At 44.4% G+C, this 26,582-nt stretch carries 22 protein-coding genes and 1 pseudogene; 8 read left to right on the forward strand and 15 right to left on the reverse strand.

What is annotated here, in order from left to right; translation table 11 throughout:
* Window positions 1-29 precede the first annotated feature (29 nt).
* From MC7420_RS26130 to MC7420_RS26145, 4 genes are all read right to left on the reverse strand, one after another.
* Window positions 30-1,751 (reverse strand): cyclic peptide export ABC transporter, encoded by a 1,722-nt coding sequence (locus tag MC7420_RS26130; protein ID WP_006104243.1) that lies wholly within the window; start codon window positions 1,749-1,751, stop codon window positions 30-32.
* 72 nt (window positions 1,752-1,823) lie between these two features.
* Complete coding sequence (sbnB, locus tag MC7420_RS26135; RefSeq protein ID WP_006104309.1) at window positions 1,824-2,876, reverse strand: 2,3-diaminopropionate biosynthesis protein SbnB; 1,053 nt, start codon at window positions 2,874-2,876, stop codon at window positions 1,824-1,826.
* 133 nt (window positions 2,877-3,009) lie between these two features.
* Window positions 3,010-4,032: a 2,3-diaminopropionate biosynthesis protein SbnA gene (gene sbnA, locus MC7420_RS26140; protein ID WP_006104236.1), complete on the reverse strand. Its 1,023-nt coding sequence runs from the start codon at window positions 4,030-4,032 to the stop codon at window positions 3,010-3,012.
* A 142-nt stretch (window positions 4,033-4,174) separates the two neighbouring features.
* On the reverse strand, window positions 4,175-4,999 hold the full coding sequence (locus MC7420_RS26145; protein ID WP_006104318.1) for a phytanoyl-CoA dioxygenase family protein: 825 nt from the start codon (window positions 4,997-4,999) through the stop codon (window positions 4,175-4,177).
* A 248-nt stretch (window positions 5,000-5,247) separates the two neighbouring features.
* Between MC7420_RS26145 and MC7420_RS26150 the strand changes: the two genes are divergently transcribed.
* Entirely contained in the window at window positions 5,248-6,576 is a 1,329-nt protein-coding gene (locus MC7420_RS26150; protein ID WP_006104219.1) for a cysteate synthase, read from the forward strand.
* A 76-nt stretch (window positions 6,577-6,652) separates the two neighbouring features.
* Here the strand turns inward: MC7420_RS26150 and MC7420_RS26155 are convergent, their stop codons facing one another.
* From MC7420_RS26155 to MC7420_RS26165, 3 genes are read right to left on the reverse strand one after another with little or no spacing between them, the layout of a single operon-like run.
* Complete coding sequence (locus MC7420_RS26155; protein ID WP_006104218.1) at window positions 6,653-8,287, reverse strand: glycosyltransferase family 39 protein; 1,635 nt, start codon at window positions 8,285-8,287, stop codon at window positions 6,653-6,655.
* Window positions 8,288-8,304: 17 nt separating this feature from the next.
* Window positions 8,305-8,541 carry an MbtH family protein gene (locus MC7420_RS26160; RefSeq protein WP_006104221.1) on the reverse strand — a complete coding sequence of 79 codons (237 nt, stop codon included), beginning with the start codon at window positions 8,539-8,541 and terminating at the stop codon, window positions 8,305-8,307.
* A 52-nt stretch (window positions 8,542-8,593) separates the two neighbouring features.
* Window positions 8,594-9,370, reverse strand: coding sequence for a thioesterase II family protein (locus MC7420_RS26165; protein WP_006104301.1), 777 nt, complete (start codon window positions 9,368-9,370; stop codon window positions 8,594-8,596).
* Between the two features lie 538 nt (window positions 9,371-9,908).
* Between MC7420_RS26165 and MC7420_RS26170 the strand changes: the two genes are divergently transcribed.
* On the forward strand, window positions 9,909-11,987 hold the full coding sequence (locus MC7420_RS26170; protein ID WP_006104326.1) for an alpha-amylase family glycosyl hydrolase: 2,079 nt from the start codon (window positions 9,909-9,911) through the stop codon (window positions 11,985-11,987).
* Between the two features lie 62 nt (window positions 11,988-12,049).
* Window positions 12,050-13,255 (forward strand): glycosyltransferase, encoded by a 1,206-nt coding sequence (locus tag MC7420_RS26175; protein WP_006104277.1) that lies wholly within the window; start codon window positions 12,050-12,052, stop codon window positions 13,253-13,255.
* Between the two features lie 263 nt (window positions 13,256-13,518).
* Here the strand turns inward: MC7420_RS26175 and MC7420_RS26180 are convergent, their stop codons facing one another.
* Window positions 13,519-13,971 carry a DUF2267 domain-containing protein gene (locus MC7420_RS26180; RefSeq protein ID WP_006104307.1) on the reverse strand — a complete coding sequence of 151 codons (453 nt, stop codon included), beginning with the start codon at window positions 13,969-13,971 and terminating at the stop codon, window positions 13,519-13,521.
* Between the two features lie 219 nt (window positions 13,972-14,190).
* On the reverse strand, window positions 14,191-16,917 hold the full coding sequence (locus MC7420_RS43520) for a cation-translocating P-type ATPase (RefSeq protein WP_044209874.1): 2,727 nt from the start codon (window positions 16,915-16,917) through the stop codon (window positions 14,191-14,193).
* A gap of 151 nt (window positions 16,918-17,068) precedes the next feature.
* On the opposite strand from MC7420_RS43520, the gene MC7420_RS26190 reads away from it, so the two are divergent.
* The 3 genes from MC7420_RS26190 to MC7420_RS26200 all read left to right on the forward strand — a co-directional run bounded on the left by MC7420_RS26190 (window position 17,069) and on the right by MC7420_RS26200 (window position 21,338).
* Window positions 17,069-18,283, forward strand: coding sequence for an RNA-guided endonuclease InsQ/TnpB family protein (locus MC7420_RS26190; protein ID WP_006104304.1), 1,215 nt, complete (start codon window positions 17,069-17,071; stop codon window positions 18,281-18,283).
* A 411-nt stretch (window positions 18,284-18,694) separates the two neighbouring features.
* Window positions 18,695-19,684, forward strand: a complete 990-nt coding sequence (locus MC7420_RS26195) for an adenosine kinase (RefSeq protein ID WP_006104256.1) — start codon at window positions 18,695-18,697, stop codon at window positions 19,682-19,684.
* Between the two features lie 541 nt (window positions 19,685-20,225).
* Window positions 20,226-21,338, forward strand: coding sequence for a matrixin family metalloprotease (locus MC7420_RS26200; RefSeq protein WP_006104255.1), 1,113 nt, complete (start codon window positions 20,226-20,228; stop codon window positions 21,336-21,338).
* Between the two features lie 110 nt (window positions 21,339-21,448).
* Here MC7420_RS26200 and tumA read toward each other — a convergent pair whose 3' ends face one another.
* The 6 genes from tumA to MC7420_RS26230 form a co-directional block, all read right to left on the reverse strand.
* Window positions 21,449-21,679: an antitoxin TumA gene (gene tumA / locus MC7420_RS26205; protein WP_006104310.1), complete on the reverse strand. Its 231-nt coding sequence runs from the start codon at window positions 21,677-21,679 to the stop codon at window positions 21,449-21,451.
* An 84-nt stretch (window positions 21,680-21,763) separates the two neighbouring features.
* Window positions 21,764-22,069: a type II toxin-antitoxin system RelE/ParE family toxin gene (locus MC7420_RS26210; RefSeq protein WP_006104260.1), complete on the reverse strand. Its 306-nt coding sequence runs from the start codon at window positions 22,067-22,069 to the stop codon at window positions 21,764-21,766.
* A complete protein-coding gene (locus tag MC7420_RS26215; RefSeq protein WP_044209826.1) occupies window positions 22,066-22,332 on the reverse strand; it encodes a ribbon-helix-helix domain-containing protein in 267 nt (88 codons plus the stop codon). Before MC7420_RS26215 ends, MC7420_RS26210 begins: the two co-directional genes overlap by 4 nt.
* A 209-nt stretch (window positions 22,333-22,541) precedes the next feature.
* A complete protein-coding gene (locus tag MC7420_RS26220) occupies window positions 22,542-23,501 on the reverse strand; it encodes a ribonuclease Z (protein WP_006104252.1) in 960 nt (319 codons plus the stop codon).
* A gap of 192 nt (window positions 23,502-23,693) precedes the next feature.
* Window positions 23,694-24,269 carry a DUF421 domain-containing protein gene (locus MC7420_RS26225; protein WP_044209829.1) on the reverse strand — a complete coding sequence of 192 codons (576 nt, stop codon included), beginning with the start codon at window positions 24,267-24,269 and terminating at the stop codon, window positions 23,694-23,696.
* A gap of 14 nt (window positions 24,270-24,283) precedes the next feature.
* Window positions 24,284-24,574 (reverse strand): DUF389 domain-containing protein, encoded by a 291-nt coding sequence (locus MC7420_RS26230; protein WP_006104231.1) that lies wholly within the window; start codon window positions 24,572-24,574, stop codon window positions 24,284-24,286.
* 502 nt (window positions 24,575-25,076) lie between these two features.
* On the opposite strand from MC7420_RS26230, the gene MC7420_RS26240 reads away from it, so the two are divergent.
* Together MC7420_RS26240 and MC7420_RS43925 are read left to right on the forward strand one after the other, a co-directional pair.
* Window positions 25,077-26,225, forward strand: coding sequence for a SpoIID/LytB domain-containing protein (locus MC7420_RS26240; RefSeq protein WP_006104267.1), 1,149 nt, complete (start codon window positions 25,077-25,079; stop codon window positions 26,223-26,225).
* A 159-nt stretch (window positions 26,226-26,384) separates the two neighbouring features.
* Window positions 26,385-26,582 (forward strand): annotated as a pseudogene (locus MC7420_RS43925) (PIN domain nuclease); the annotation flags it as partial.

Consider the following 26,582-nt stretch of genomic DNA (forward strand, 5'->3'; position numbering starts at 1 on the left):
ACAGAGAATCGCTGCTCAACTCTTGTTCATTAACATCGATTCAATAATAAATTGATTTCTGGCAATATTTCATGTTCAACTTTACCATTATTTAATTTAATGATTCGATCGGATAAATGATAATACTGATCATCATGAGTAATCGCGATAACAAGTTTTCCTTTCTGTTTCAAGTCAGGCAATATTTGCGTATAAAAAACGTTCTTAAAGACAGGATCTTGATCGGCAGCCCATTCATCAAACACGTATATCGGTCGATCTTCTAGGTAAGCAGAGAGTAAAGCAAGACGTTTTCGCTGCCCCTGAGATAACGTTGTGGTTGATAGTACACCATTATTTACTTTTACCTTGTCATCAAGTTGCAGCTTAACCAGATAATCATGAATTTGTCCGTCCGATATAATTTTACCGGAATTCAACCAATTTTCAAATAGGTAAAAGTCGAAAAAAACCACCGAAAAATACTGTCGATACCAATCAGTATTTTCAGCATTTATTTCTTGACTGTTGAGTAATATTTTTCCATCTACTGGACTATAAAGACCCGTTAAAATTTTGATCAAGGTTGACTTTCCACTTCCATTGCCTCCAATCAGAAAAACGATTTCTCCTGGGTAGAATTTTAAATCAATCGATCCGACTGTAAAAACAGAATCATCAATTTCATTTTGATAGGTATAAGTAACATGGCTCAGTTCTAGGCACTGGAGCTGTAGGGAAGGAATTAACGGCTCGGACTGAGGTAATTCATGGCTAATACTATTAGTCTGCGTCTGCCTTTCATTACTGGTGGTTAAACTCAACCTATCTTTATCACTGTCTTCGTCAGCAGACATTAATTTCAAATCAAGCAACTTAATTTTGTCCAGCGCCACCCTAGCCTTACTGAATGTAGTTAAGGAAGTCATGATAGAATCTAACGGCACAATCAGATAAGTAATTGTCAAGACGTAACCGGACAAAACATGACTTTGAGCATTGTTTAAAGTGGGCAATAGAAAAATAACGATACCAATTGCCACGAAAAAAAGAATTTGCGCCCAGCTTGTTGCTACCGCAAATAGACTCATACCAACCACATTTTCATGTCGGTAGGATTGTGCGGTTTCTTGCAAATCTTGCAACAGGATTTCTCGTTTTGTCTCATGAAGTATTAACTCCTTGGTTCCCTCGGTGATACCGCGAAACTCTTTAAACAGTTTATCCTGCTGTTCCCGAGCCAAACCCAGAAATTCTCTTGCCTTATTAGCGGTTAGCTGATAACTTCCGATTCCGATTACCAGAAAAACGAGGATAAGCAGAAACACGGTAGGAGAAAGCCAACATAGATAAACCAAGCAACTGATGACAATAACAGCATTAACACAAACTCTAGGTAAAATTATAGCGACACTAGAGATTGACTGAATATCATCAGTCAGTGTAGCCAGAATACGATGATTGCCCAGCTTTTCTAAATGAGGCAAAGGCGATTCTAGAATCCTTTTGCTCAAAAGCATTCTAAGATTTAGAATAACTTCTTGTGCCAGCGATATCAATAGAGTTTGAGAAAGGATGTTGCTAATAAAACGAAAAAAGCAGAGCGAAATAAAACCAATAATAATTAATTTATTTACCCCTAAAGGCTCAACTTCACTATTATTAATAATCGCAATGATCCCTGTCGTCGTTAATCCGCTGAGTAAGCTCGTGATAGCGGCAATAACAATAACTTTCCAAGAGGATGTTACAAGAAGACGAATGAGATACATAGTTTTGGGGGCTTAACGAATTCCAATAAAAAGCGATTGGCTTTGATGTTGTATTGATTGCTTCTCACTCCCTTACTCGTCTTCACGCTGTAACCATGACACCGGGAAAAATGATGTCAGCCTAGTCCCTACATTAGTCTCATCTGCTAGTTGGTAGGCTAGTTGTCCTAAAGCTAGGTCAAGTACACCAAGCCCGAAGGGACTAAATACAGCAATTTGACTGTTGTTTTGCCGAGGAGCAGCCACACCATTGAGGATATCACTCAGGGGACATCTGATGAAATCTCGATTCCCGGTTTTTTGTTCAGCCAGATGTATCGATGTTTGCGCCCGACACACATGATCGATATCATCAACAATGTTGTCCACGGATAAGATGATTTCAGGGGACAAGTCTCGTAGTGACGTGTGTAAAATAATACTATCGGATTGGCAGGCTGAAATATCAACGATGTGAGGTTGGCTTGCTGTTGTTGCCAAGGCGATTACCGAGGAATGTTTGAATACATCATCGGGATTATCTAAAATTACCAGTTCTCTGTTTTGAGATAATTGCTGACATTTACGTTTAAATTGATCAGATTTTTCCAAACTCACATCATAAAGGAACAAGGTCTCTATTTCCGGGCGAACCTTCAAAAGGAAGCGAACCGTTTCAAAATTAATTAAACCACAACCAATCAAACCTACTGTAACCAACGATTGCCGGTCTCGCAGGAAATGCGCTGCGAGTGCTGCACTCGCTGCCGTGCGCTTGGCACTAATAACAGAGCCTTCCATAATAGCTTGTGGACGCCCCGTTTCGGTCGAATTAATAATTAAAATAGCTGAGGCTCTTTCCATCCCCCTAGCTAAATTACCGGGAAAAGAAGCAATCCATTTAATGCCTGCTGTATTAATCTCACCGCCCAAGTAAGCTGGCAAGGCAATAATTCGTTCCTTGTTTTTATCCGGAAAACGCAAGAAACTAGAATGAGGCAGGGTGCTATCGCCTCGACCATGTATCTTATAGGTTAATTTAACCAGATCCAGGATGTCCTGTTCGCGGTTTTTGAAGAGATTAATAATATCATCACCTTTGAGAAGAAGGACGTTATCAATGTTGCTTGTATTATAGTTTTCCATGCTGGTTGTTGATTTTCTTATTTAGTCTGACAATGATTTTGATAAACGTCAATTCTTGCTCAAGTTTAAAATCCCGGCTATTTTGTCCCTAATTGTTCAGCAGAGTCTCCTGAGTCAGCAAGGCGTCCTATTATCAGTTCAACAGCGTAACATTCAACGTACCGAAGTGTTCTTCAACCCAACTATCGGAATAGACAGTATCAAGGTAGCGCTCGCCGCGATCGCACAGAATCGCGGCACAAGTTGCCCCCTCTGGAATGTCTGCTCTTTTTTTCGCGATCGCACTGATCACTCCTCCGGATGAGCCTCCCGCTAATATTGCCTCCCAACGGAGCAAATGGCGGCAGCCTACTACACAGTCTAAATCAGATACATGGATATAGGCATCTTCTAATCCCGGTTGGAACAATTCTGGCACTCGCGCCGCCCCATGTCCTGGTAAGAGTCGCTTGGCTCGTTTATCGCCAAAAATGACGCTTCCCTTCGCATCAACAGCAATAATTTTTGTACTGAGGTTGTTACTTCTAATATATTCAGCACAGCCACGGAGGGTGCCACAGCTACTGGTTGAACAAAATAAATAGTCAAGTTTTCCATTAAGGGATGTGACTATTTCGTGCATTGTCTGATGATGGGCAGAGGCATTATTTACGTTGGCATATTGATTACACCAAAAGCTATTCGGAATAGAACTTAGCAATAATTTAACTCGATCAATGCGAACGGGCAAAAAATCGCCAGTGATTGGATCGGGCTTGGTCACCAGATCAACCTCTGCCCCATAAGCTTTGAGAATGTTAATATTTTGCTTGGTTGTTTTGGGATCAACAACACAGATAAAACGTAACCCTAGAAACGCACAGGTTTGCGCCAAGCCTATGCCTAAATTCCCAGAACTTGATTCAATAATTGTACTGTTGGCTTGAATCTCTCCTCTAAAAATCGCATTTTTAATAATATTAAAGGCTGAACGATCTTTGATACTACCTCCAGGATTAAACATTTCCAGTTTGCCAAAAAGTTGAAATTTAGCATCTTTGAAAACACGGTTTAATTTAACTAATGGCGTAGTTCCTATTGTCCCTAAAACACCTTCATTGATTGAAGTTATATCGATGAACGCATCTTCAACGGGATACTGCTTAGTTAATTTCATTTTTTCTAATTATCTACACGATTCGATTGGCTAAGTTCTCGCTATTTAATTTATTAACTCGCTTCGAGGGAAACATTATTAAAAATTATTGAAACATATTGTGCAGCTTAAAATATACATAACACCACCGACAGGGTATACGCTAAACCGTATTAAATTGTAGTAGACTATCATCTTTTTCAGGTTGTAATGGCGTGTAATCTCGGCAGACTAAAAATTCTGGTCGCCGTTGTTTCTTAGGGATGGGAATATTTTGGACGCTGCTGTAGGTAATAATAATTTGCCGACGATTATAAGGAGAAATATTAGGCACAGAGGCGTGAGCTATATTACCATGAAAAAACAGGACAGAACCTTTGGCACCAACCGGAGCAACAATCCCACGTTTTTTTGCCATTTGCTCAACATTATTCTGGCTCAAACAGTACTTAAGATTAGCGCTGAAATTAGCTTGCCAATCGGCAGCTTCGCCATGACCATTAGATTCCCTCGCTTCAACATCAATCAATCCATACTTGTGAGAGCCAGGAATTAGATAGAGAGGACTATTAAAATGATTAACCTCATCCAAGAAAATACTGACATTTAATACCTCAGGACGAGGTAGACCATCTTCTTTATACCAAAATGTGTAGTCTTGATGCCAGGGCCACACATCACCTCGGAAAGCAGCTTTCATATTCACTTTAAACTGGTAAAGATAAACCCGTTCGTTGAGAATTTGTTGAGCGGGCTGTACCAAACGATGGTGTTGAACCAAGCTCTTAAGAACTTGGCTATATTCGTGACAACCATGCAAAGCACGTACTGTTTTATTGTCGTTCTCTAAAATCGTACCTGGAGCATCCTTGGGTAGCCTTTCAAGTTCTCTCTGTAGGTGGCTAATTTCTTGATGAGAGAAATAGTCACCTAGAAATAAGAATCCATTTTTTTCGTAATCTTTGCGCTGATTTTCCGATAAGAGCATGATTGTTTAGCCCATATTTCAAACTTGTTGGCTTTTTTTCAGGAAATTACTCAGGGCGTTGCTAGGACAAGCCATCCGAATAATACCGATCAATATAATACACCATAATCTGGAAAAAGCAAAACTTTTTACGCCTTAATTATCAGATATTCTATTCCATTTTATTGATCCACACAACCTGAATCTAGGTTAAACTGTGATTGCATGGTTTAGCTTGCTTACTCTCCCCATAAGCATCGGTATAAATAATGACTGAAAACCTCAAATCAGTGATAACTTATCAACATAAAATCAAGTGCCCAATTTGTCAAACTCAACTCGATGACAATGGGTTCATCTTGGAATGTCCAACTCAACACGAGCCGACACTACTGACAACAAACTACTCGACTAAACAGTTTAAGCCGGATGAGCATAGTCCAGGTATTTTTCGATATAGAAGCTGGCTGCCGATCATTCGTAACTTAACGAGTAGAGCAGGGGGAACAGTAACGTACCAAAGTCAAAAACTTAACCAACGTTTAGGTCTTCCCAACCTCTGGATCGCCTTCAACGGTTATTGGTCAGAAAAAGGTGCCACACTTGAAAGCGCTACCTTCAAAGATCTGGAAGCCTACGCCGTGCTTTCGCGAATTCCAGATAAACACGACGGTATTTTGGTTGTTCCCTCAGCCGGCAATACGGCGGCAGCGTTTGCCCATGTTTGTTCCCAGAATCAAGTGCCATGTCTGATCATTATTCCTCAAAGCGGACTCGGCAAAATGCAGTTTTCCCAACCCCTCGATCCCTATGTAAAGGTTGTGTCTTTGACTGGCTTCACCGACTATTACGATGCGATCGCTCTTGCCAATCGTGTATCACAACTTAACGGTTTTTTTATCGAGGGAGGTGTGAAAAATGTGGGACGACGTGATGGAATTGGTACAACTCTACTCAATGCTGTTGAGCAGATTGGACAATTGCCAGACTACTACTTTCAAGCGATCGGCAGTGGTGCTGGGGGAATTGCTGTTCATGAAGCAGCAAAGAGGCTGGTTGCTGATGGTCAATTTGGTCAAAAACTCCCACGCCTGATGTTGAGCCAAAATTTTCCCTTTGTTCCGATTTACAACTCCTGGCATTCAAAACGGCGAGAGTTAGTCAGCATTGACAGCCAAATTGGGAAGAAGCAAATACAGCAAATTGTGGCTGATGTTTTATCAAATCGACAACCCCCTTATTCGGTTAAAGGAGGAGTCTTTGATGTGCTGACGGAAAGTCAGGGCGATATGTTAATAGCTAATAATCTCCAAACCATCCGTGCCATTGAACTATTCAAAGAAACTGAAGGAGTCCATATCGAGCCAGCTGCAGGCGTAGCCCTTGCGACTCTGCACAAGGCTGTAACCGATGAACAGATTGACCGGACGGCGATCATTCTTCTCCATATTACAGGTGGGCGATGGCATCAAGACCAGTTAAATCAAAGGTTCATTCCTGTTGAGCCATCTCTTTGTCTCGACGAACAGGCACTTTTTGCGCCAGAGACATTAGAGAAAGTGATCGGATTATTTGGATCAACGATTAAAAGCTGTTGACAATCCTCAAGTCATCTTGGAAACAACTGCCTGAAAAGCGCTACAGCGTTTTTCAGTTACTCCCTCGATCCTTAAACTAGGATCGTGCCAGTTTTTCAAATCGCCACAATCCTCCCAATGGACCCGGCAAATCAAAGGCATAGGTAAGATCATAATCTTCATCCTGTTCGAGTTGATTAAACCAACTATTTTTACGATAAAATAAGAAAATCTGACGGTAATCTTGCGGAATCTTAATCAACTGATTATCCAGGGGGGAAAGTAAGTGAACTTTTGGTTCTAAACGATGACTTAAGGCGAGGATTGTTCCAACCATTAGAGGCGAGTTATTGCTAATCAACAAAGGACTCTCTGATTGATTAGTTATTTGCGCGATGTTCATAATGTATTTTCCTTCTATTTGTGTCCACCAACTCTCGGCTTGAAAAAGCGTGACATCAGAAACTAATCCGGCTATAACTAACCCGGCTATGATTACTCCACCAACAATTTTTTCATGGCTTTTGGGGGCAAAAACATAAAACGTTATTCCATAGGCAATAGCAATTTCTAGACTTAAACATAAGGGTAACTGGTAACGAATCAAAAGAGAGCGAATTCCGCCAAAAATCAGATCATAAGCTAGTATAAATATTCCCGTAAAGCTAGCCATGCAAACGAGAAATGTTCCCGCATTTTTGGGTATAATTTTAGCAAAAATTATTGACAAAAAAACAATTAAAATTGAAGCTAATGTCAATGTAAAAATGCCATACACAAAAGGGCTTTCTTGAGTAACCGTTTCAATCCAAAAAGAGTCGGAAGCTAAATTAATATCAAAAAATGTTCGGGTGGCTCTCATCAAAAAAATAGCGATTCTATCCCAAGGATTATCTATTATTTTTAACGTCCACCCAAATGTTAGTTGTAAGGCTGTTTCCAGGTTATTTATAAACACAATTATCCAAGGGGTAAACAGCAAAAAAGCAGCGGCTGCACTCATAATATAATTAAGTATTGTTTGGATGCGACGTTGACTGATAACAACATAAATGCCGAATGCTGTCACGACTAAAACTGTTAGCAAATGGGTGTATAACCCCAAGGTTAACGTAAGAGCATACACCGCCCAACCCAATTTATTATCCCGACGAATAGCTCGCAATAAAGCCGCACTTGAGATAAGAACCGTTACCATCCAAAGACTGTATTGGCGTGCTTCTTGGGCAAAGACGACTTGTAAGGGAGAAACAGCCATTAATGCCATGGCTATCCATCCCACAACTGGAGATTCAAATAACTCTAAACACAGCCAGTACACACTGGGAAATATTAACAGACTAAAAAGCGCTGATAAACTCCTTAAAACCACAGGAGAATCCCCAAATACTTGCGCCCACAATCTCACCGTCGCATAATACAAAGGCGGATGCTGTGGATCTGAAGTGATTAAGTAGTTCACGGTGTCAGCCACAGTTCGCTCTGGATCAATATGTTGATATTTTTCTACAGTCGTAACCGGAATGGGAGTCTGATGATTAAAGATCTCCTGTTGAACCTCAGCTAGTGTGTGACCAGAAATCGCTAGGGAGGTAAAACATTCATCACCCCAGTAAAATTTTTGTCCAATATGGGCAAAGCGAAAGAAAATACCTATAGCAATCAAACTTATTACCAGAAATTTTAACCAATTCGGGGGATTAACCTTGGCTAATAATTGTGGGTTTTCCATCTATTAAACCTGTTCTGTCAAACGACTTTGCTCACAGAATCGTCCATGTTCTGGCGTAGGCTTTTCGGGCGCATATCTGTCCAGACTTGCTGAATATAGCTCAGACATTCCGTCTGGAAACCACGTTTGCCTCCATCCCACCAACCTAGAGGATTTTCCCAGTCGGCGGGCAAAATAGAATACTGATGTTCGTGATTCTTGACAACTTTGTAAATTACCCGGTCTTCCTGATCAGCCTGGTTTTCCCTATTCATTCTTATCTCCTTTTCGGTCATGATTCTGTTGGGTTGAAGGCATAGCCATTAATTATTGATGGACAATCATAGAAATATGATGTAACAATTTTTGGGTAATAATTTTCAACAGCGACGGTTCAGCGGAATGCAAAAAGAAGTGATCTCCAGGCAGTGTATTTAATGAGAATGAAGTCCGCGTTTGCATCTGCCACTCTCCCACCTCATCCGGATGAGCTTCTGGATCATCTGAACCACAAAAAGCAGAAATAGGACAATTCAGGGGTGACTCAGATGTATAAATATATGTTTCCAACACCTCAAAATCTGATCGCAGGATAGGAAGCAGCAACTCCATCAGTTCGGCATTCTCCAACACAGCTTGAGGTGTACCATTTAAACGGCGTAACCTGTCCAGGAACTTGGAATCGGGTAGCCCGTGAATGGGTGAATGACGAGCGGGTAGGTGCGGGGCGCGACGACCTGAGATAAACAAGTGAACGGGATTCAAGCCGTACTGTTGACGCAGGTGACGGGTCAGCTCAAAGCAGATCAATCCGCCCATACTGTGACCAAAGAAGGCGAAGGGCTTATCTAGATGGGGAAGTAGGGCTTGAGCAAGTGCTTCAACCAGGGGTTGTAATCGGGTAAAAGGAGCTAACCGGATCTGCTTTCCCCGTCCTGGCAATTCCACAGGACAAACCTCGACCATTTTGGGTAGGCTATCGCCCCATGTCCGAAATATCCGAGCCGCACCTCCGGCATAGGGAAAACAAAACAAACGTAAGTTTGCCTGGGTATTGGGTTGGGGATAGATTCCCCTGGTATCGACCGTTGATGTCCTCCTCATTATGATTTAAGGCTTGTTGATTTGAATCTCACTTTTTGAGTGATTTTATTCGATTTAAGCTTTGCTATATTTTGCCACAAGCCGCCGGACATAGACCGAAAATTGTATGTAAATTTTTGTAAATTAAGCTGTTTTTAAGGTTTGTCTAAATGATTTGTACAAACAAATAGGTTTTTGGGTGATTGACATAGATTGGCAAAATTCTTGTAATTGCTAGCTTTTAGTAACTACAGTTTGTTTTTTTTAGTTATTCTAAATTGCACAAATCAAATAGACCAATCAGAGGTTTAGGAGAGTCAGGGAGACAAGCTTGGGGAGCGCTGGTGACACAGGGACAAACCTTATATGACTTATCGTCTTAACAACGCCGCCCTCATTGAAGCGTTTTACCTTTCGTTTGCCACACTTGTTGTCGTATGATGTTATTCATTTGCTACTCGACATCGATTTTCAAAAATGACGGAATTCGTAGCACACCGTCACAGAGGAAGTCAAGTCAACGAGGTAAAAATTCCCAACGTTATCCATCAGATCTTGTATGCGCTACTTTAAAGAATACTGTGAAGTCAATCTTGAACCCGGTACTGCACCATTTACTTGGGTATTTAGGAGTGAGGAAAAAATCCGCATCAGATTTGGTGTCGCTGTTGATAAACATCCAGATTGCGGTCAAATCATCTATGAGTTGAATGATGGACAAGGATATTGCGATTCCCATCAAATTACAGCCGAGACGGAAAGCGTTGTCGAAAATGGGTTCAAAATGTTTTCAGTCATCCTACCACCGATCAGTAGTGGGGGAGGATGTCGATACTGGCTGGGTTATTTGGATAAGTTCGGTAATGAGCATACCAGTCAACACTCACGTTTTCTGTTGGTCTGCGATGAAGCGCCTCGGTCAATGGCTGAGATCCCATCCGTGTTCCTTGGGTTTGTTGACAATCAACCGTTGTATGGACCAAAGCCCGTTGTCGCCATGACACCTAGCCCTACCGATTGGAATGCACGTCTGTTTTACTCGATAATCATTGATCGATTTGCTCGAGGTTCAGACCGCCATCGCACGGGTTTAGGTGCGGTCAAGTACGATCCGTCTTGTCCATACGCTAGCCATGGTGGCACAATTCGTGGTGTGATTGAGAAAATCAACTACTTAAAATCATTAGGAATACGAGCCATTATTCTCAGTCCTGTGTATGTCAACGCCGCTGACGGATACCACGGCTATCATCCCATCAACCTATTGATGGTTGAGCCACGTCTAGGAACACTAGCCTGTTTACGTGAACTGGTGGCTAAAGCCCATGAAGCTGACATCGCTGTAATTTTAGATGTGGTTAATAATCACATCGCTGATAGTATTCAGTGGGAAGAATATGGAGGTCCTCCTGGTGGAGAATTCAAATATGTACACGGTGATGATACCGCTGTGATGCCTTTTCCGGTAGAAGTCCGCAACACCTCCCTGTTTCACGGTCCGGAATACACCGATATGGTGAATCAAAGACTCTTTGGCTTCTTGGAAGATTGGCGTACAGAAACAAGCTATGTTCGCGAACTGCTGATTCAACACTTGAAATACTGGATTGCTCAAACGGATATTGATGGCTTTCGATACGATTCAGCCCGTCATGTTGGTCTAGATTTTTGGGAACCTTGCGTTGAGGAAATATCACGGTTTGCTAAGTACCTGGGTAAACATCAGTTTTTACAGATCGCCGAACACGCTGGAAGTAGCCACGAAGAATTGATTGCATATAATAGTGCCAAATTCTCAAATTTACTAGATTATCCAACCTACTATATTGTCAAGCACTCTCTTGCTGATGCCAACTGGCTAGGGGGTTTTGCCGAATATTTTTGTGGAATTCTGACTCCATCACAGCCCTATCATGCGGGTTGGAGGAACAATATTATGTTCTTGGATAACCAAGACACAACTCGCATATTTCACGAATTTTTGAGTCGTATCCCTAATCAAGACGAGGCTCGCGTCCGTCTTCATTTTGCTATTGCTTGCTTGGTTCTAGGACCTCAAATCCCTTCAATTTATCAAGGAACAGAGCAGGAATTTTCTGGTGCGCTCGGCATGCATCAACGAGAGGATACAGGAGATTGGATTGGTCATGATTGCTATGTGAGGGAGGATATGTTTGATAACCCGGCTTGTGTGTGGCATTTTGGTCCAATTAACCAAAAAAGTTTCGAGCCATATAGCCGGAACCACTCGACCTTTGTGCTGATTCACCAGCTTGCCGAAATTCGGTTTAAAAGTCGCTTAATTCAGAGTGGGAAGCGTACCCTACTGTGTTCGAGAAAGGATGGTCTTTGGTGTGTACTCATTCATGGGACGACTGATGAGCCGCCGATCTTGGTGGCGATGAACCTTGGCTCAAAAGCTGTCTCTGATCATGCTTTAACACTGCCTAAGTGGTATGGTGCTTTCGACGGAGTTGATATGCTTATGACGACGGCGGGCGGAGCATTCTATTTTGTGGAAGGGGGGCTGCGAATTCGACTTTCACCCTTCACATTTGTGATCGGAAAACTCTGGAAAGACTCTCAAAAAAGTGCGATCGTTGAGGCGAAAATTCCTGATATTATTAAACATAAATGATAAATTTAGACCTTAGTTATTTTTGGGATTAATCTCCTTGGAGACGACTTGAAAAACAGCCGATGAATGTCAATTCAGCTAATTGCCTCTTACCTGTTCCGTCTGGTTCCTTTGTGGTTCCAGATTTAACGACTGTCTTATCCACAACGGAAGAACGTCCCCTGCGATTTTCCCTGATTATTCCCACTTATAAAGAAGCGAAAAATCTTGCCCAGCTTGTCGAACAAGTGAGCCGATTACTTGATTCGCAACTGGCGGGGAACTATGAACTGATTGTCGTTGATGACAATAGTCCTGATGACACTTGGAAAGTGGCGCAGGAACTCACAAATTATCCTCAGCTAAAAGTGATGCGGCGAATTGAGGAACGGGGATTATCTACCGCTGTAATTCGAGGATGGCAAGTAGCGCGGGGAGAGGTTTTGGGGGTAATTGATGCGGATCTCCAGCATCCCCCCGAACTGTTATTGCAGCTATGGAGTCAGATCCAAGGGGGCGCAGATTTAGCCGTTGCGAGTCGCCATGTTGAAGGTGGTGGTGTGAATGATTGGAGTATTATCCGCCGCTTTTTATCCCGTGGCGCTCAGACGATTGGGTTAATTCTTTTACCGGGAGTTATCGGTCGGGTTTCTGACCCGATGAGTGGTTATTTTATGGTGCGTCGTAACTGTTTAGTTGATCGCCCTTTAAATCCCCTGGGATACAAAATTTTGATTGAAGTCTTGGGTCGAGGTAAAATTCCTGAGATTGGGGAAGTGGGGTATGTGTTTCAAGAACGTCAAGTGGGCGAAAGTAAAGTAACGTGGAAACAGTATGTGGAGTATTTACAACACTTACTGCGCTTGCGTTTATCCCTAGGATCTATTGGTCGATTTATTCGCTTTAGTATAGTCGGCTTCAGTGGAGTTTTTGTCGATATTGCAATTTTTTATCTGCTGCGAAATAAACTGGGATTGGGATTAACGCTCAGTGCGGCTCTATCGGCTGAAGTCGCCATGTTCAACAATTTCTTGTGGAATGATGTATGGACATTTGGCGATATTTCTCAACATCAACCGGGATTGCGTCAGTGGTTTGAACGATTTTTGAAGTTTAATGGGATCTGTTTAGCTGGACTCATTCTCAATGTGTTACTCGTGAATTTATTGTTTAATGTCTTTGGCATCAATGAATATGTTTCTAAGTTAATCGCGATCGCGGCGGTGACAGTGTGGAATTTCTGGATCAATCTTAAGCTGAGTTGGCGCGTAACCGATGTGCGACAGTAATTGACATCACAGCATTTGACCCCTGCTTAAATAGGGTCTGCTGAATAAGCGAAGGCACCATTGTTCCAGACGCGCCATGGCGCGTCTCTACATAAATGATGTGTCCTAACCGCTATGGCGGTTGCTATATTTAAAACTTATCGGACTTGGTCGGGGCGGGTTTAGGTCAGTTAGTGGTTGGAACCGCAGCGTTATTAAAACCCGCCCCTACACATTCATACAAGCAAAGGACAAATGACCAAGGACTAATGACAAATAACTAACTACGCTTGCTGCCACATTTGTTTAATTTTAGGCGGTAAAAACTCAGCAACTTCTTTGACTCGTTCCTCAGACAACTCATCTTTAGTGGCAGAAAAAATGGCTTTTACTACCGTTTCTGGGCTAACTCCTTTGGGTAAGCTGGCTTCTTGACGGATTCTAAACAAGAAGGTATCAGCATCAAATTCGAGAGGGGGACGAATCCGACTCAGGAAGCTGACAATGGGATTAGTATCTTTCCACAGATCGGCAATTTCTTTTTGCTGTTCTTCGGCTGGAGTCGGTACAGATCCATCGTTTTGACGCAATTCTGATTCGACCCGATCTGAAGCGTCTGTGTTCATTAAGTCGCGCATGGTGCGGAACACTACTTCAGTGACATCACGGGCGTCGTAAATGTCTTCTAATTGACCCTGCTTTTTGACTTTTTCTAAGAAAACTGTATTGTCGGGCATACTCTTCTCCTTGTGTTTCAGGTGACGGTTGGGGACAATTTAATGTCCTGATTTCCCAGTTTTATCTGAATGTTCCAGTAAAGACAGAAAAACGATTTGTATGAATTTCAGATTATTTTGAGGATTGTTCAGGTTCTGGGTTAACACTTTAACCTAGGATAGCAGCGTTAGGGCTGGCATCTACCTCAAGAGGCATTTTTAAGTAGGTGGACATTAAAGTTAACGGTGGGGATCGTCCTTTGTCTTTTGTCCTTTGTCATTTGTCGTTCGATCCGCGATTAATTTGCCAATCTGCCCAATGACTAAGGGAACTAAACTCATTCCCAGGATGAGTAACCAACCCTGTAGGCTAGGGGCATGAGTTTGCAGGATATCGGAGAGGATGGGGAGATAAATAGCAGCGGCGAGGAATCCAGTACACAGGATCAGGGAACCCCAGACGTATTTATTGCGGGTGACTTCGTTAACCAGTACACCTGATCCGCGATCGCGCATATTGAAGACGTGCCATAGTCGGGAAAAGGCGATGGTGAGAAATGATATGGTAACTGCTTGATTTTTTTCTAGTCCTAACCAGTTGAAGGCGAGGTAAAAGGAACCCAAAACCGGGGCAGCTATGATTACACCATATCCCGCGATGCTTGCCCAGTGACGCTTGGTGATAATCGACTCCTTGGGATCACGGGGGGGTTCTTCCATGAGGGTGGGAGATCCTTCACCCACACCCAGCGCCAGGGCGGGGAAGACATCGTTAATGATATTCAGATATAAGATTTGTAGAGGCAAGATGGGTAAGGGCGCATTGACTAACGAGGTAGCGGTGACTGCCATAATTTGACCGACATTCCCGGATAGCAGAAAAATCGTGAATTTGCGAATATTGTTAAAGATGGCTCGACCCTGTTCCACTGCCGCGACAATCGTGGAAAAGGCGTCATCTTGCAGCACCATATCCGCCGCTTCTTTTGCCACCTGGGTGCCTCGTTGTCCCATGGCGACACCAATATCGGCTTTTTGGAGGGCGGGGGCATCATTGACCCCATCCCCCGTCATTGCCACAATTGCCCCGGTGTCTTGGTGCAAAGTAATCAGGTTCAATTTTTGTTCTGGAGATACCCGGGCAAAAATCGGGGTTTTGACTAAGCGTTCACGTTCCTCCGAAGAGGATTCTTTGGGGCTTTTTAAGTCTTTCCCCTGCACCACATCCGCTTGTTCATCATCGGTTAACCCAACGGCTAAACCAATATTTCGGGCGGTTACGGGTTGATCCCCTGTCACCATAATCACCCGAATTCCCGCGTTTTGACATTCCTCAATTGCCGCCCGTACTTCTTGGCGGGGGGGATCAAGTAAGCCCACGACGCCTAAAAAGGTTAGATCTTCGTAGGGTTTAGCATCTTCACTCTCCACCGTTTTTTGTGCCAATGCCAGAATCCGTAACCCTTGCGCGGCGAGGTCATTACTGCGTTGCTTCCAGGCGTCGCGATCGCTGAGTTCTTTTTCACCGTCTGGGGTTAAGATACGGGTACACACCTCTAGGACAGATTCCGGTGCGCCTTTGACGGCAAAGCGATAATTACCATTACTTTTATGCAGCGTCGCCATCATTTTAGTGTCGGGATCAAACGCTTCTTCCCGCACTTCGGGCATCTCTTCTAGTAGTTCTTCGCGCCGCAGATCCGCTTTTGCCCCCGCAATCAGCAGCGCCACTTCCATCGGATCACCGATAACTCGACTTTCATTAGAGTCTTCCGGTTGTAATGCTGCATTATTACATAAGACGCCAACTTCTAAGGCGGGGCGGAGACTATCATGCTCTAAGGGGTTCAGGGTTTCATCCTCTTGGGTGAACTCTCCTTCTGGTTCTAATCCCTCACCACTAATTTGAACATCACCGGAGTCGAGGACAATATGACTCACCGTCATCCGATTTTCGGTTAAGGTTCCGGTTTTATCCGTACAAATAATGCTAGTCGCCCCTAGGGTTTCCACCGCCGCCAGTTTATTAATTAGGGCGTTCCGCTTTGCCATGCGCCACATCCCTCGCGCTAGGGCAATCGTTGCCACAATCGGTAGTCCTTCGGGAATCGCGGCGACAGCTAGGGCGACGGAGGTTTCCACCATCAGGCGAATATCTTTGCCCACAATAATGCCGGAAATGGCAATCAGGACGACAATAACTAGAGTGACCCAAATCAAACGGCGTCCCAGTTGATTCAGCCGTTTTTCTAGGGGAGTACTTTCCTCGGTTTTGGCTTCTTGGGTTAATTTAGAAATGTGACCCAATTCAGTCTGCATTCCTGTTGCCACAACCACCCCTTCCCCGGAACCGCGAGTTAGGGCTGTCCCTTTGAACAGCATATTGGTGCGATCGGCAAGTTCCACATCTCCTTCTATCGGTTCTGTGGTTTTGGTAACGGAGACGGATTCACCTGTAAGGGACGACTCATTCACCTGCATTTTCGAGGTTTCCGTCAGCCGCATATCTGCCGGAATCAGATCTCCGCTTTCCAGGAGTACCATGTCTCCGGGTACCAAGTTTTCCGCGTCAATCTCCTGCATCTGTCCTTGGCGACGCACTTTGGCTTCGGTGCTACTCAGGTTTTGCAAGGCTTCCATGGAACGCACGGCTTGGTACTCTATGAAGAAGCCAATGGCGGCGTTAATTAAGATGGCAAAAACAATGGCAATCCCTTCAATCCACTGAGCAAAGGCAAAGGATAGAATAGCGGCAATGGCGAGAATCCCAATGACTAAACTTTTGAACTGTTCGATCAGGATTTGTAAAGGTCCGCGACGCTGGGCTTCTTGCAGACGGTTCGCGCCATACTGTTCCCGTCGCTGTTGCACCTCGGTGTCCGAGAGTCCGTCATCCTCAGAAACATCCAGTTTCTTAAATAAATCGGCTGATGAAATTGTCCACGGTTGGTTGGGAAGATCCGCCATGATGGGTTTGATTGTGATTAACCTGTAATTTAGATGGGGTAACAGTTGGGGATGGTGCCAAGGGGGGTTAGAGGTTAGCGCGATCGCACCAGAGTTTAACACATTTCTATTATTTTACGCTAAAATAGGAGCGTAATCATCAAAAAGAAAGATGATAGTTTTTGAGTTCAAGGTAAAAGCTAAACCAACTCAATATGCGGCAATCGATGAGGCAATTCGGACAGCACAGTTTGTCCGAAACAAATGCTTGCGATACTGGATGGACAATCAAGGTATTGATAAGTATGACCTCAGCAAGTATTGCCGTGTATTGGCTTGCATGTTTAGCTTTGCTGATCAACTCAACTCTCAAGCTCGTCAAGCGTCTGCTGATCGCGCCTGGAGTGCGATTACTCGTTTCTACGAAAATTGTCGAAAAAAGGTTAAAGGACCCAAAGGTTTTCCTAAGTTTAAGAAAAACTGCCGTTCGGTTGAGTACAAAACATCAGGATGGAAGCTGTCAGAGAACCGGAAAGCCATCACCTTCACTGACAAAAAAGGAATAGGGCGACTTAAACTCAAAGGTACTTATGACCTAAACTTCTATCAGCTCAACCAAATCAAACGAGTAAGGTTAGTCAGACGTGCCGACGGGTATTACGTACAATTTGCGGTTAAAGCTGATGTCCGAGTAAAAACTAAGCCCACTGGCAGAGTCGTTGGGTTGGATCTGGGTATTAAGTATTTTTTGGCTGACTCCAATGGTCATACAGAGGAGTCACCAAAATTCTACCGCAAATCGGAAAGACAGCTCAATCGAGCTAATCGCCAAAAGTCTAAAAAGTACCGTAAGGGAGCCAAACCACAGTCAAAAAACTATCATTTGGCAAGAAAACGATATGCTCGAAAGCATTTAAGAGTAAGTAGGCAGCGAAAAGAATACTGCAAGCGAGTTGCATATTCCGTTATCCAATCTAACGATTTGGTAGCTTATGAAGACTTAAATGTGAAAGGGTTGGTAAGAAATCGTCACTTGTCTAAATCCATCTCTGATGCAGGCTGGTCTACCTTCAGGCAATGGCTGGAATACTTTGGACATAAATACGGGAAAGTAACGGTAGCGGTTCCCCCGCACTATACCTCTGTTGATTGTCCAAAGTGTCACCATAGAGTTAAAAAATCTCTGTCCCAACGGACTCATGTTTGTGAAAACTGTGGATACGTTGAAGACAGAGATATCGCAGCCAGTCTAAACATCCTGCAAAAAGGATTAAGTACGGCGGGGCACGCCGGAAACTACGCTTGGGGAGATCTGCCCTCTTGGGCGATTGGAGCAATCCTGTCGTCTAACGGCGGGTCGGAGAACCAAGAATCCCCGCGTCTTTAGAGCGGGGAGTGTCAACCTATTAGGGTTATATATAGCAATCACGAATATCATTGAACATTACCAGCCATAATTAAGAGTGCCTTCACTGGTGAGGCTTGCGTAGAGCGAGAGAGGAGTAAAGAATGTCCTAACCTGTCAAGGTAGCTGCTATCAGAACCTACTGGCGTGGCACACCTTATTTGATGAATTGGATTCGGCTTGTAGCAGGGAACCTTAGCCCTAGATTCCGTTGGGTTTCCTTGCGTCAACCCAACCTACAACCTATTCAAATCAAGTTCATGACTCACACTTGAGCTGGTAAAGGATGGCACAATAGGATAGCAGTTGGATTGAACAGGACTATAATTAGGAGCTTGGCTTTCCTGCGAAACCCATACCCATTATGGACGAGGGATCTAGCCACGAATCAAGATGACTCAACACTACGATGTATACGGTCTCGGTAATGCCCTTTTGGACATTGAATTAGAAGTTTCCCCAGAACTACTTCAAGAACTGGGCATTGATAAAGGGGTGATGACTTTAATTGAAGAAGATCACCAGCACAAGATCCTGAAACACTTAGAGGGTCAGTCAATGAAGCGCGGCGGTGGGGGATCGGCGGCAAATACAATGATTGCCCTGAGCCAATTTGGGGGTAAAGCGTTCTATTCTTGTAAAGTCGCCAATGATGAAGACGGACAGGTTTACCTGGGAGATTTGCTCCGCTTTAATGTTGACACAAACCTGCAATACCATGCCCCCGAAGCTGGAATTACGGGTAAATGCTTGGTGTTTGTCACGCCGGATGCCGATCGCACGATGAACACCTTTCTGGGAATTTCGGCGAGCTTTTCAGAAGCGGAATTAGTCCCTGACGCGATCGCACAGTCCAAATATACCTATATTGAAGGGTATTTGGTCACGGGTGCTGCTAGCAAAGCGGCGGCGATTCAAGCCAGAGATCTTGCCAAAGCCGCAGGTCAAAAAATCGCCCTATCCCTGTCTGATCTGAATATGGTGAAGTTCTTTAAAGATGGATTGCTGGAAATCATCGGTTCAGGGGTGGATTTCCTCTTTGCCAATGAAAGCGAAGCCCTAAAAATGGCGGACACTGAGGATCTCACGGTTGCTGTTGATTACTTGAAAGGGTTGGCTAAGGGGTTTGCGATTACCCGTGGAGCGAAAGGATCGGTAATCTTTGATGGACAAGAGATAATTGAGATTGATGCAGTCCCCGTTAAAGCAGTTGACACCGTTGGCGCAGGGGATATGTATGCTGGCGCGGTTCTTTACGGACTGACTCATGGTATGAGTTATGCTCAAGCAGGAGAGTTAGGATCTAAAGCGGCGGCAAAGTTAGTCACGAGTTTCGGTCCACGCATGGACACAAAAGACACTCGTTCTCTATTAGACGGATAATTATACAGCAAGCAGGCAGAAAGCTGAATAGAAAAAGCTTGTAGAGACCTGCCATAGCACGTCTGGGAGATGGGGGAGATTATGTAGGCTCACAAGGGTAGGTTTTTTAAGATTGGGGTTCAGGTAAGACTTAGAAGACAGAATGACCATCACTTCGACTTCGCTCAGCGACCGTAGACAAGGAAGAGTTTTAATGAAAAATAGGGCGTTTCGGCTTTTTACAGTTAGCTTGACCGAACCCAATTCTGTACGGTTTTTTCTCCTTGTCTTCTTTCCTTCCTTGTCATCCTTGTCTTGTCCCTACCCTAAAATAAAAAACCTACACCTGTAAGGATTATGTAGGGGCGGGTTTCACTACTATCTTTTTGGTTACACCGAGATGTAACTAAACCCGCCCCGACTTTGGGAATCAGGACTTACGCAGCTACGCCAACTATCGTGGCAATGGTGCGTTACGCTACGCTAACACACCCTACATATAGAGCCTTTGCGTAAATCCTACGAATGACAAATGACAAATTATTAAATTAGGAGAACTCTGATGGTTCAATCAAATACCAACCCATTCAATGAACAAGAGCAATCAGCGGCATCCATATCGGCTGATCAAGGAGGGAACTATTCCTATTGCTCACTCCCTGAAGTAGCGCCGCGTGACTTGTCAGAGATTGTAGATCGCAATCGTGCCAATCTGATCCAATTTCTGGATAAAAAATGGGTAAACGGCACAATCTTACATTATTATTTCTTCGATCAGCCAACAGAGTGGGCAACCACTGAGACTGAAAAAAATGTTGTGCGTCAAGCCTTTAACACCTGGAAACAGGTGGGAATGGGTCTCGAATTTAAAGAAGTCAATTTACCAGATGAGGCAGAAATCCGGATTGGTTTCCTGCGTGGAGATGGCGCTTGGTCTTATATTGGCAGAGATATTCTCAATATCGGGCGGGATGAGCGAACCATGAATTTTGGTTGGGATTTAACCCGATTTCCGGGAGAAATTAACACCGCCATTCATGAGATTGGTCATACACTCGGACTTCCTCACGAGCACCAAAATCCTAATGCTGGAATTGTTTGGGACGAAGAAGCGGTTTACGCTTCACTCGCTGCACCTCCGAATAATTGGGATCGAGAAACCACCTATTACAATATCATTCGCAAGATTAACCCGGATATGGTGCAAGGGTCAAACTGGGACCCCAACTCAGTTATGCACTATCCCTTTGGTGCGGGTTTAATCAAAGAACCGCCACAGTATCAAAATGGGTTAACTCCAGAACCTGGATTATCGGAACGGGATACGACTTGGGTTAAGCAGTTTTACCCACTTTTAGAAGAGGAGGATTACACCGAATTAAAACCCTTTCAATCGGTTCCGTTAACCATCGCGCCAGGGGAACAGATGAATTTCCGGATCGAACCTAATGCGACGCGATCCTATATGATTCGCACGTTTGGCACATCAGACACAGTTATGGTTCTGTTTGAAGAGGTTGACGGTGAACTTCGTTATCTTACCGGAGATGACGATAGTGGTGAAGACTACAATGCTGAGATTAAGGTCAGGTTATTTCGGGGGCGTCGATATGTTTTACGTATCCGTCTCTACTATAGCGATCGCGCCGGAGAAACAGCCGTGATGATGTGGTAAATGTGACCGATGTAGAGACGTAGACAACTACGTCTCTACGCATAAAGTTTTAGAGATGGCTACCGGAGCAGTTCACTAAACCTACATTTTCTAGATAGTCTACCAGAGCTTTATGCAACATTTTGCAACTGCTTTTCTAAGTCCTGGCGTAACCCTAAATAGTGACGATAATCATTCGCCCATTCAATAAAAACTGCCGCATCTGAGAGCTGAGCTTTACTATAGCGATCAAAAAAATCCTCAGAGTCCATATTTTGCTGATTTTCATACAAACTGAGTCGCTTGGCTACGGCTATCAGTGCATCCAAAGGCGACGTATATTGCACTCGTTCTTTTCGCATTCCCCCTCCTAACTTACAATGAATCTTTCGTACTGACTGGGCTAAACTATAAGCTTTAATAGCTCATAAAGCTTGCCTTTTGCCTCATTCTTCATCCGACTCAGAAAACAAGGATTCTAAATCTTGACGACCACTCACCACCCGCACAATTTCAACCCCATCTTCAACAAGTCGATATAAAATAATATATCCATCTAAAGGTAACCCTCGTAATGAAGGTCGCAGATAACTGTAACTTTTCCCTAAGTTAGGAAATTGTGCTATGTATTGACACTTTTTAGTGAACTCCTGAAATAACCTCTCTCCAGCGTCCACATTCCTAGTCAAGAAATAGTCAGCAATAGCATTCAAATCCCGACTCGCAGAAGGTGAAATCAGATAACGACTCATTCTATCTCTTGACGGGCTTGTTTAAATCTCTCTAAAATCACCGCGACAACAGTGTCCCCATCTAATCCTTCCCCTCGATCAAGTTCTGCAATCCCTACATCAATTTTATTCCGCGTTTCCTCTATCCATTGTTCATACTCACCCTGAAGCTTTTTTAACAAGCGAAAAGCCATATCAATTACTTCCTCCTGATTGGCAAATCTTCCACTTACCACTTGAGATTGAATAAATTCTTCATGTTCCGGTTTTAAACTAATATTCATGGTTTCTCCTACAATTTCAATAACTACGCTACATTCTCTGCAATCTTCTCTTCCAACTCCCACGCCTGATTGTAAACCTCCTGAATTTACCCACACTCAACACCCCACACCCTACACCCCACACCCTACACCCTACACCCCACACCCTACACCCTACACCCTGTCTCCTTTTTAGCTGTCTTAACCCGCCCCTTGAGCTTACACACCCCTCATCTCCCCTCTACCACTAACTCTGGGACACGACGCCGGGGTATTTCGTAACTGAAGAAATCATACGCCAATTTTGTTTTTGGGAAAATGGCTTGGGCTTCCTTAAGCAAATCCTCTAACCCAATGTTATTTCCGGGTGCATAGCGCGGGCTAAAATGGGTCATAATTAACTGCTTAACGCCAGCACTTAACGCCACTTGTGCTGCCATTGTTGATGTGGAATGTAACCGTTCAAATGCCAGTTGAGAATCCTGATGAGCAAACGTTGCTTCATGAATTAACACATCAGCATCCTGAGCAAGGTCTACTGCTCCATCACAATAAACCGTATCCGTACAGTAAACAAATTTACGCCCAATTTCGGGTTCTCCACACAAGTCTTTGCCCTGAATTTTACGTCCATCGTCTAGGGTGACGGTTTCTCCCCGTTTAAGTTGACCATAAATTGGTCCAGATGGAATCTTTAATGCCTTGGCTTTTTCCACATCAAATCGTCCCGGACGATCTTTTTCAACGATGCGATATCCAAACGCCGTCACACGATGCTTAAGCGCTCCACAGATGACCGTATATTCCTCATCCTCGTAAATAATGCCGGGGCTAACGGTGTGTACCTGAGTGGGGAATGAAAAACGAGTATGAGAGTATTTGCCGCACGCTTTTAAATACTCATTAAGACCGGGAGGACCATAAATATCAACCCGATCAACATTACCGGCTAAACCACAGCTAGCCAGTAGTCCCATTAAGCCAAAGATATGGTCACCGTGCAAATGGGTGATAAAAATGCGGCGAAGTTGACTGGTTTTGAGTTCACTGCGTAAAAGCTGATGCTGAGTGCCTTCACCACAGTCAAACAGCCAAAACTCTGCCCGTTGAGGGAGACGCAACGTCACACTGGACACATTGCGCGATCGCGTGGGTACTCCGGAACTGGTTCCTAAAAATGTAATTTGCACAAACTTGATCCTTGAACCTCTCTCGGTAAACAGACTCCCCTATTCATGTTACAGTTTGTCGTTGGTCATTGGTCATTGGTCATTGGTCATTCGTCATTTGTAAATTCTCTCCCCCTGCTCCATTCTGCTTCCCCAGCTCCCTCTGCTTCCCCAGCTCCCTCTGCTCCCTCTGCTTCCCCAGCTCCATTCTGCTCAATCCACCTCAATTCGCACCGTTTGCACACCCGCTTCCACAGACACCTCGATCACCCTCGGTGGCTTAGGTTTGGGCATGACACTGATGTCACCATTACTTTCTAGACGAGCAATTTCCACCTGCATGGGTTCAGTGATTTTTCCCTTGAGACGCAACGATGACTCTAAATCTCTGTCACTAATATGACTTTTTCGCATCGCCTTGCGATTCACTTGACCCTCGCGAATTAATGTCCGAGGCTTACCCTTAACCCAAACATCAAAACGCTCAACATGAAACGCCAGTGCTGACACTAGCCCATGCATTCCCACTAAAACTAACGCTGCGCCTAATGTAGGAAAATAGGGCGCAGCCCCATTAATCGCACGACTCAAGGTAGACCCCAGAATCACACCCAGCAGCACATCCATCGCCGCGTGTTTGCCGATAAAGCGGCGATCGCCAATCACCCGTACCATGATCAACGCCGCCCCATAGATAATTGCTGCCCGTAATCCCATCTGCCACACATTGAGCGTTGGGGCTTCGAGTCCCAATGCCCAGCTAATTGTATCCCCAAGTGCCTGCATCATCTTAATCCTTGACGTTAACTTGACGGCTCAGATCCGATCATCAGCACTGTGATCATACCTGCCAAGATAATTAACCCAACATTAATCGCCAGCAACTCTAAGCCACCAACACCCCGAAGCGGATCATGGGACATAAACGCGATCGCCGCCGCTGCTGCCGCCGGGACTAATGCTAAAGCTGCAACCGTTCCCACTAATGTATCGACTTTCTGTTTCACTAAAGCAATGGTTCCAGACACCCCCGCTGCCAAAGCAACCACAACACTGTACCAACCCGGTTCTACCCGTTCTTCCAGTAGGGGCAATAATCATCGAACCAATCAGAATTGGAATCGAATTGGTCAACAAGGCAATGGCGGATAAAATGCCCGCCATGCCCATTAACACTAAATAAGAGGGTGAAAGCACCACTTCTTCCGAGAGTTGCTGGAGAATCTTGGGTTCAACCAGAGGGGGCTGGGGAGTTTGAATCAACTCGTTTGGTTTGTCCATGATTAGAAAATAGGGAACAGGAACTAGGGAACAGGAACTAGGGACTAGGATTCTAGGAAATGGGATGGGAGAGATTTTCCCGACAGGAGATTATACCGCTGGGATCGCCCCGCACTAGCCGATGAGCAAGAAACATGTTAGAAATATGCCTGTCAATCTTTTTAAGGGATGCAATCTTAGCCAGAGCAAAAATCAGCGTGCGGATTCTTGGTTCCAGTATCGGGAACGGAATAATCTAGCGATGACCAAGATTGGCAATTCCATCTCTGTTAATTATGAAACCGAGAGTAGTCTTCGGATGAGGAAGTTTTACAGATGAGATCTAGACGTTTTCCCTTCACTGTGGTAGATATGCTCAAGTTAATGATTCGCTCTGGAGGGCGTCATTGGTGGCTCTCTTTTTTATTGTGGATGATCGTCGTCAGTCCCGCCCAAGCCCTAACAGAATTACGGGTGGCGATTGAAGAAGGCGTCAGTCGCGTTAAGGTGGGAAGTTCAACCAAAGCCATTGTTCGCGATAGCGCGGGTCAACCTGTGGGAGAACTGGCGCCGATGAATGGTTTTGACGCCCAATCTGGAGGAAGTCAGGTTCGGTTAGGAAATTGGCGTTCGGGATCACTGTGGATTGAACCCACTGAGGATGGTTTGGTTTGGATAGGCGATCGCTGGTATCGGGGGCGGACTCGATTAGTAGCGACGGGGGGACGATTAACGGTGGTTAATCATGTGGACTTTGAGCAATATCTCTACAGCGTGATTGGCTCAGAAATGAGTCCGAGTTGGCCCCAAGAATCCCTCAAAGCCCAAGCTGTTGCGGCTCGTACCTACGCCCTCTATAAACGAGCTGAATCAGGGAATAGCGTCTACGATGTCGGTGATACAGTTAAGTGGCAAGTGTACAAAGGACTGGAAACTGAAGCCGAAAGCACTCATACCGCCGTCAACGCCACAGCCGGACAGATTTTGACCTACGGCGGTGATGTGATTCTATCCGTTTTCCATTCCTCGTCGGGTGGACATACAGAAAATGTGGAAGATATTTGGAGTAAACCCCTAGCCTATCTGCGAGGAGTTCCCGATTATGATGTGGGCGCACCTGTCTTTCAGTGGACTCAAACCTTTTCCGGTAGCGAATTAGGACGCCGGATTGGTGGAGTTGGGCGCGTCACTTCTATGACCCCAGAACGGACAACTCCCCATGGGCGCGTTGTCACCATGAGAGTCAAAGGAACAGGGGGGAGTAAGCGGGTTAGTGGCAATGATATGCGTAAGGCGCTGGGACTGAAAAGTACACTGTTTACGGTGAGTAATATGGGTGGGAGTTTTCAAGTTAGTGGTCGCGGCTATGGTCACGGATTAGGATTAAGTCAATGGGGGGCGCATAATTTAGCGCAACAGGGTGTTAACTATCAACAGATTTTGAGTCACTACTATCAACAGGCAGCAATTTCTCAGCTTCCGTAATTTAAGAACAGTAACCCGCCTTTGGAGGGGCTTGGTAACCAAGCCCCTACCATTGTTTATTTGGGTGTATAATTCTGTTTATGCCTAAAAGTCTTGAAGATATGGATGATGCTATTCGCCAAGGGATAGAGGAGTTCTGGCACGATCGCGGTTGATACAAATGTTGTTATTCCAGATACGGTAATTCTGGAAACCGAATGGGTGTTGCGTTTTGCTTATAAGTTTAAACCAACGGATATTTGCAAAGGGTTGAGAAACTTGTTGGGTTTGCCAACTGTTTATGTTGGCAATGCTAGCTTGATTGCTCAAGTTATTCAATGGCATGAAAATGGTTTAGACTTTGCTGATGCGTTTCAT

This window comes from Coleofasciculus chthonoplastes PCC 7420, assembly GCF_000155555.1.
Lineage (GTDB): Bacteria > Cyanobacteriota > Cyanobacteriia > Cyanobacteriales > Coleofasciculaceae > Coleofasciculus > Coleofasciculus chthonoplastes_A.

Bases quoted from the DNA above. Each gene is read 5' to 3' on its own strand.
- MC7420_RS26130 (WP_006104243.1), bottom strand. From the start codon at position 1,751: ATGTATCTCATTCGTCTTCTTGTAACATCCTCTTGGAAAGTTATTGTT.
- sbnB (WP_006104309.1), bottom strand. From the start codon at position 2,876: ATGGAAAACTATAATACAAGCAACATTGATAACGTCCTTCTTCTCAAA.
- sbnA (WP_006104236.1), bottom strand. From the start codon at position 4,032: ATGAAATTAACTAAGCAGTATCCCGTTGAAGATGCGTTCATCGATATA.
- MC7420_RS26145 (WP_006104318.1), bottom strand. From the start codon at position 4,999: ATGCTCTTATCGGAAAATCAGCGCAAAGATTACGAAAAAAATGGATTC.
- MC7420_RS26150 (WP_006104219.1), top strand. From the start codon at position 5,248: ATGACTGAAAACCTCAAATCAGTGATAACTTATCAACATAAAATCAAG.
- MC7420_RS26155 (WP_006104218.1), bottom strand. From the start codon at position 8,287: ATGGAAAACCCACAATTATTAGCCAAGGTTAATCCCCCGAATTGGTTA.
- MC7420_RS26160 (WP_006104221.1), bottom strand. From the start codon at position 8,541: ATGAATAGGGAAAACCAGGCTGATCAGGAAGACCGGGTAATTTACAAA.
- MC7420_RS26165 (WP_006104301.1), bottom strand. From the start codon at position 9,370: ATGAGGAGGACATCAACGGTCGATACCAGGGGAATCTATCCCCAACCC.
- MC7420_RS26170 (WP_006104326.1), top strand. From the start codon at position 9,909: ATGCGCTACTTTAAAGAATACTGTGAAGTCAATCTTGAACCCGGTACT.
- MC7420_RS26175 (WP_006104277.1), top strand. From the start codon at position 12,050: ATGAATGTCAATTCAGCTAATTGCCTCTTACCTGTTCCGTCTGGTTCC.
- MC7420_RS26180 (WP_006104307.1), bottom strand. From the start codon at position 13,971: ATGCCCGACAATACAGTTTTCTTAGAAAAAGTCAAAAAGCAGGGTCAA.
- MC7420_RS43520 (WP_044209874.1), bottom strand. From the start codon at position 16,917: ATGGCGGATCTTCCCAACCAACCGTGGACAATTTCATCAGCCGATTTA.
- MC7420_RS26190 (WP_006104304.1), top strand. From the start codon at position 17,069: ATGATAGTTTTTGAGTTCAAGGTAAAAGCTAAACCAACTCAATATGCG.
- MC7420_RS26195 (WP_006104256.1), top strand. From the start codon at position 18,695: ATGACTCAACACTACGATGTATACGGTCTCGGTAATGCCCTTTTGGAC.
- MC7420_RS26200 (WP_006104255.1), top strand. From the start codon at position 20,226: ATGGTTCAATCAAATACCAACCCATTCAATGAACAAGAGCAATCAGCG.
- tumA (WP_006104310.1), bottom strand. From the start codon at position 21,679: ATGCGAAAAGAACGAGTGCAATATACGTCGCCTTTGGATGCACTGATA.
- MC7420_RS26210 (WP_006104260.1), bottom strand. From the start codon at position 22,069: ATGAGTCGTTATCTGATTTCACCTTCTGCGAGTCGGGATTTGAATGCT.
- MC7420_RS26215 (WP_044209826.1), bottom strand. From the start codon at position 22,332: ATGAATATTAGTTTAAAACCGGAACATGAAGAATTTATTCAATCTCAA.
- MC7420_RS26225 (WP_044209829.1), bottom strand. From the start codon at position 24,269: ATGATGCAGGCACTTGGGGATACAATTAGCTGGGCATTGGGACTCGAA.
- MC7420_RS26240 (WP_006104267.1), top strand. From the start codon at position 25,077: ATGAGATCTAGACGTTTTCCCTTCACTGTGGTAGATATGCTCAAGTTA.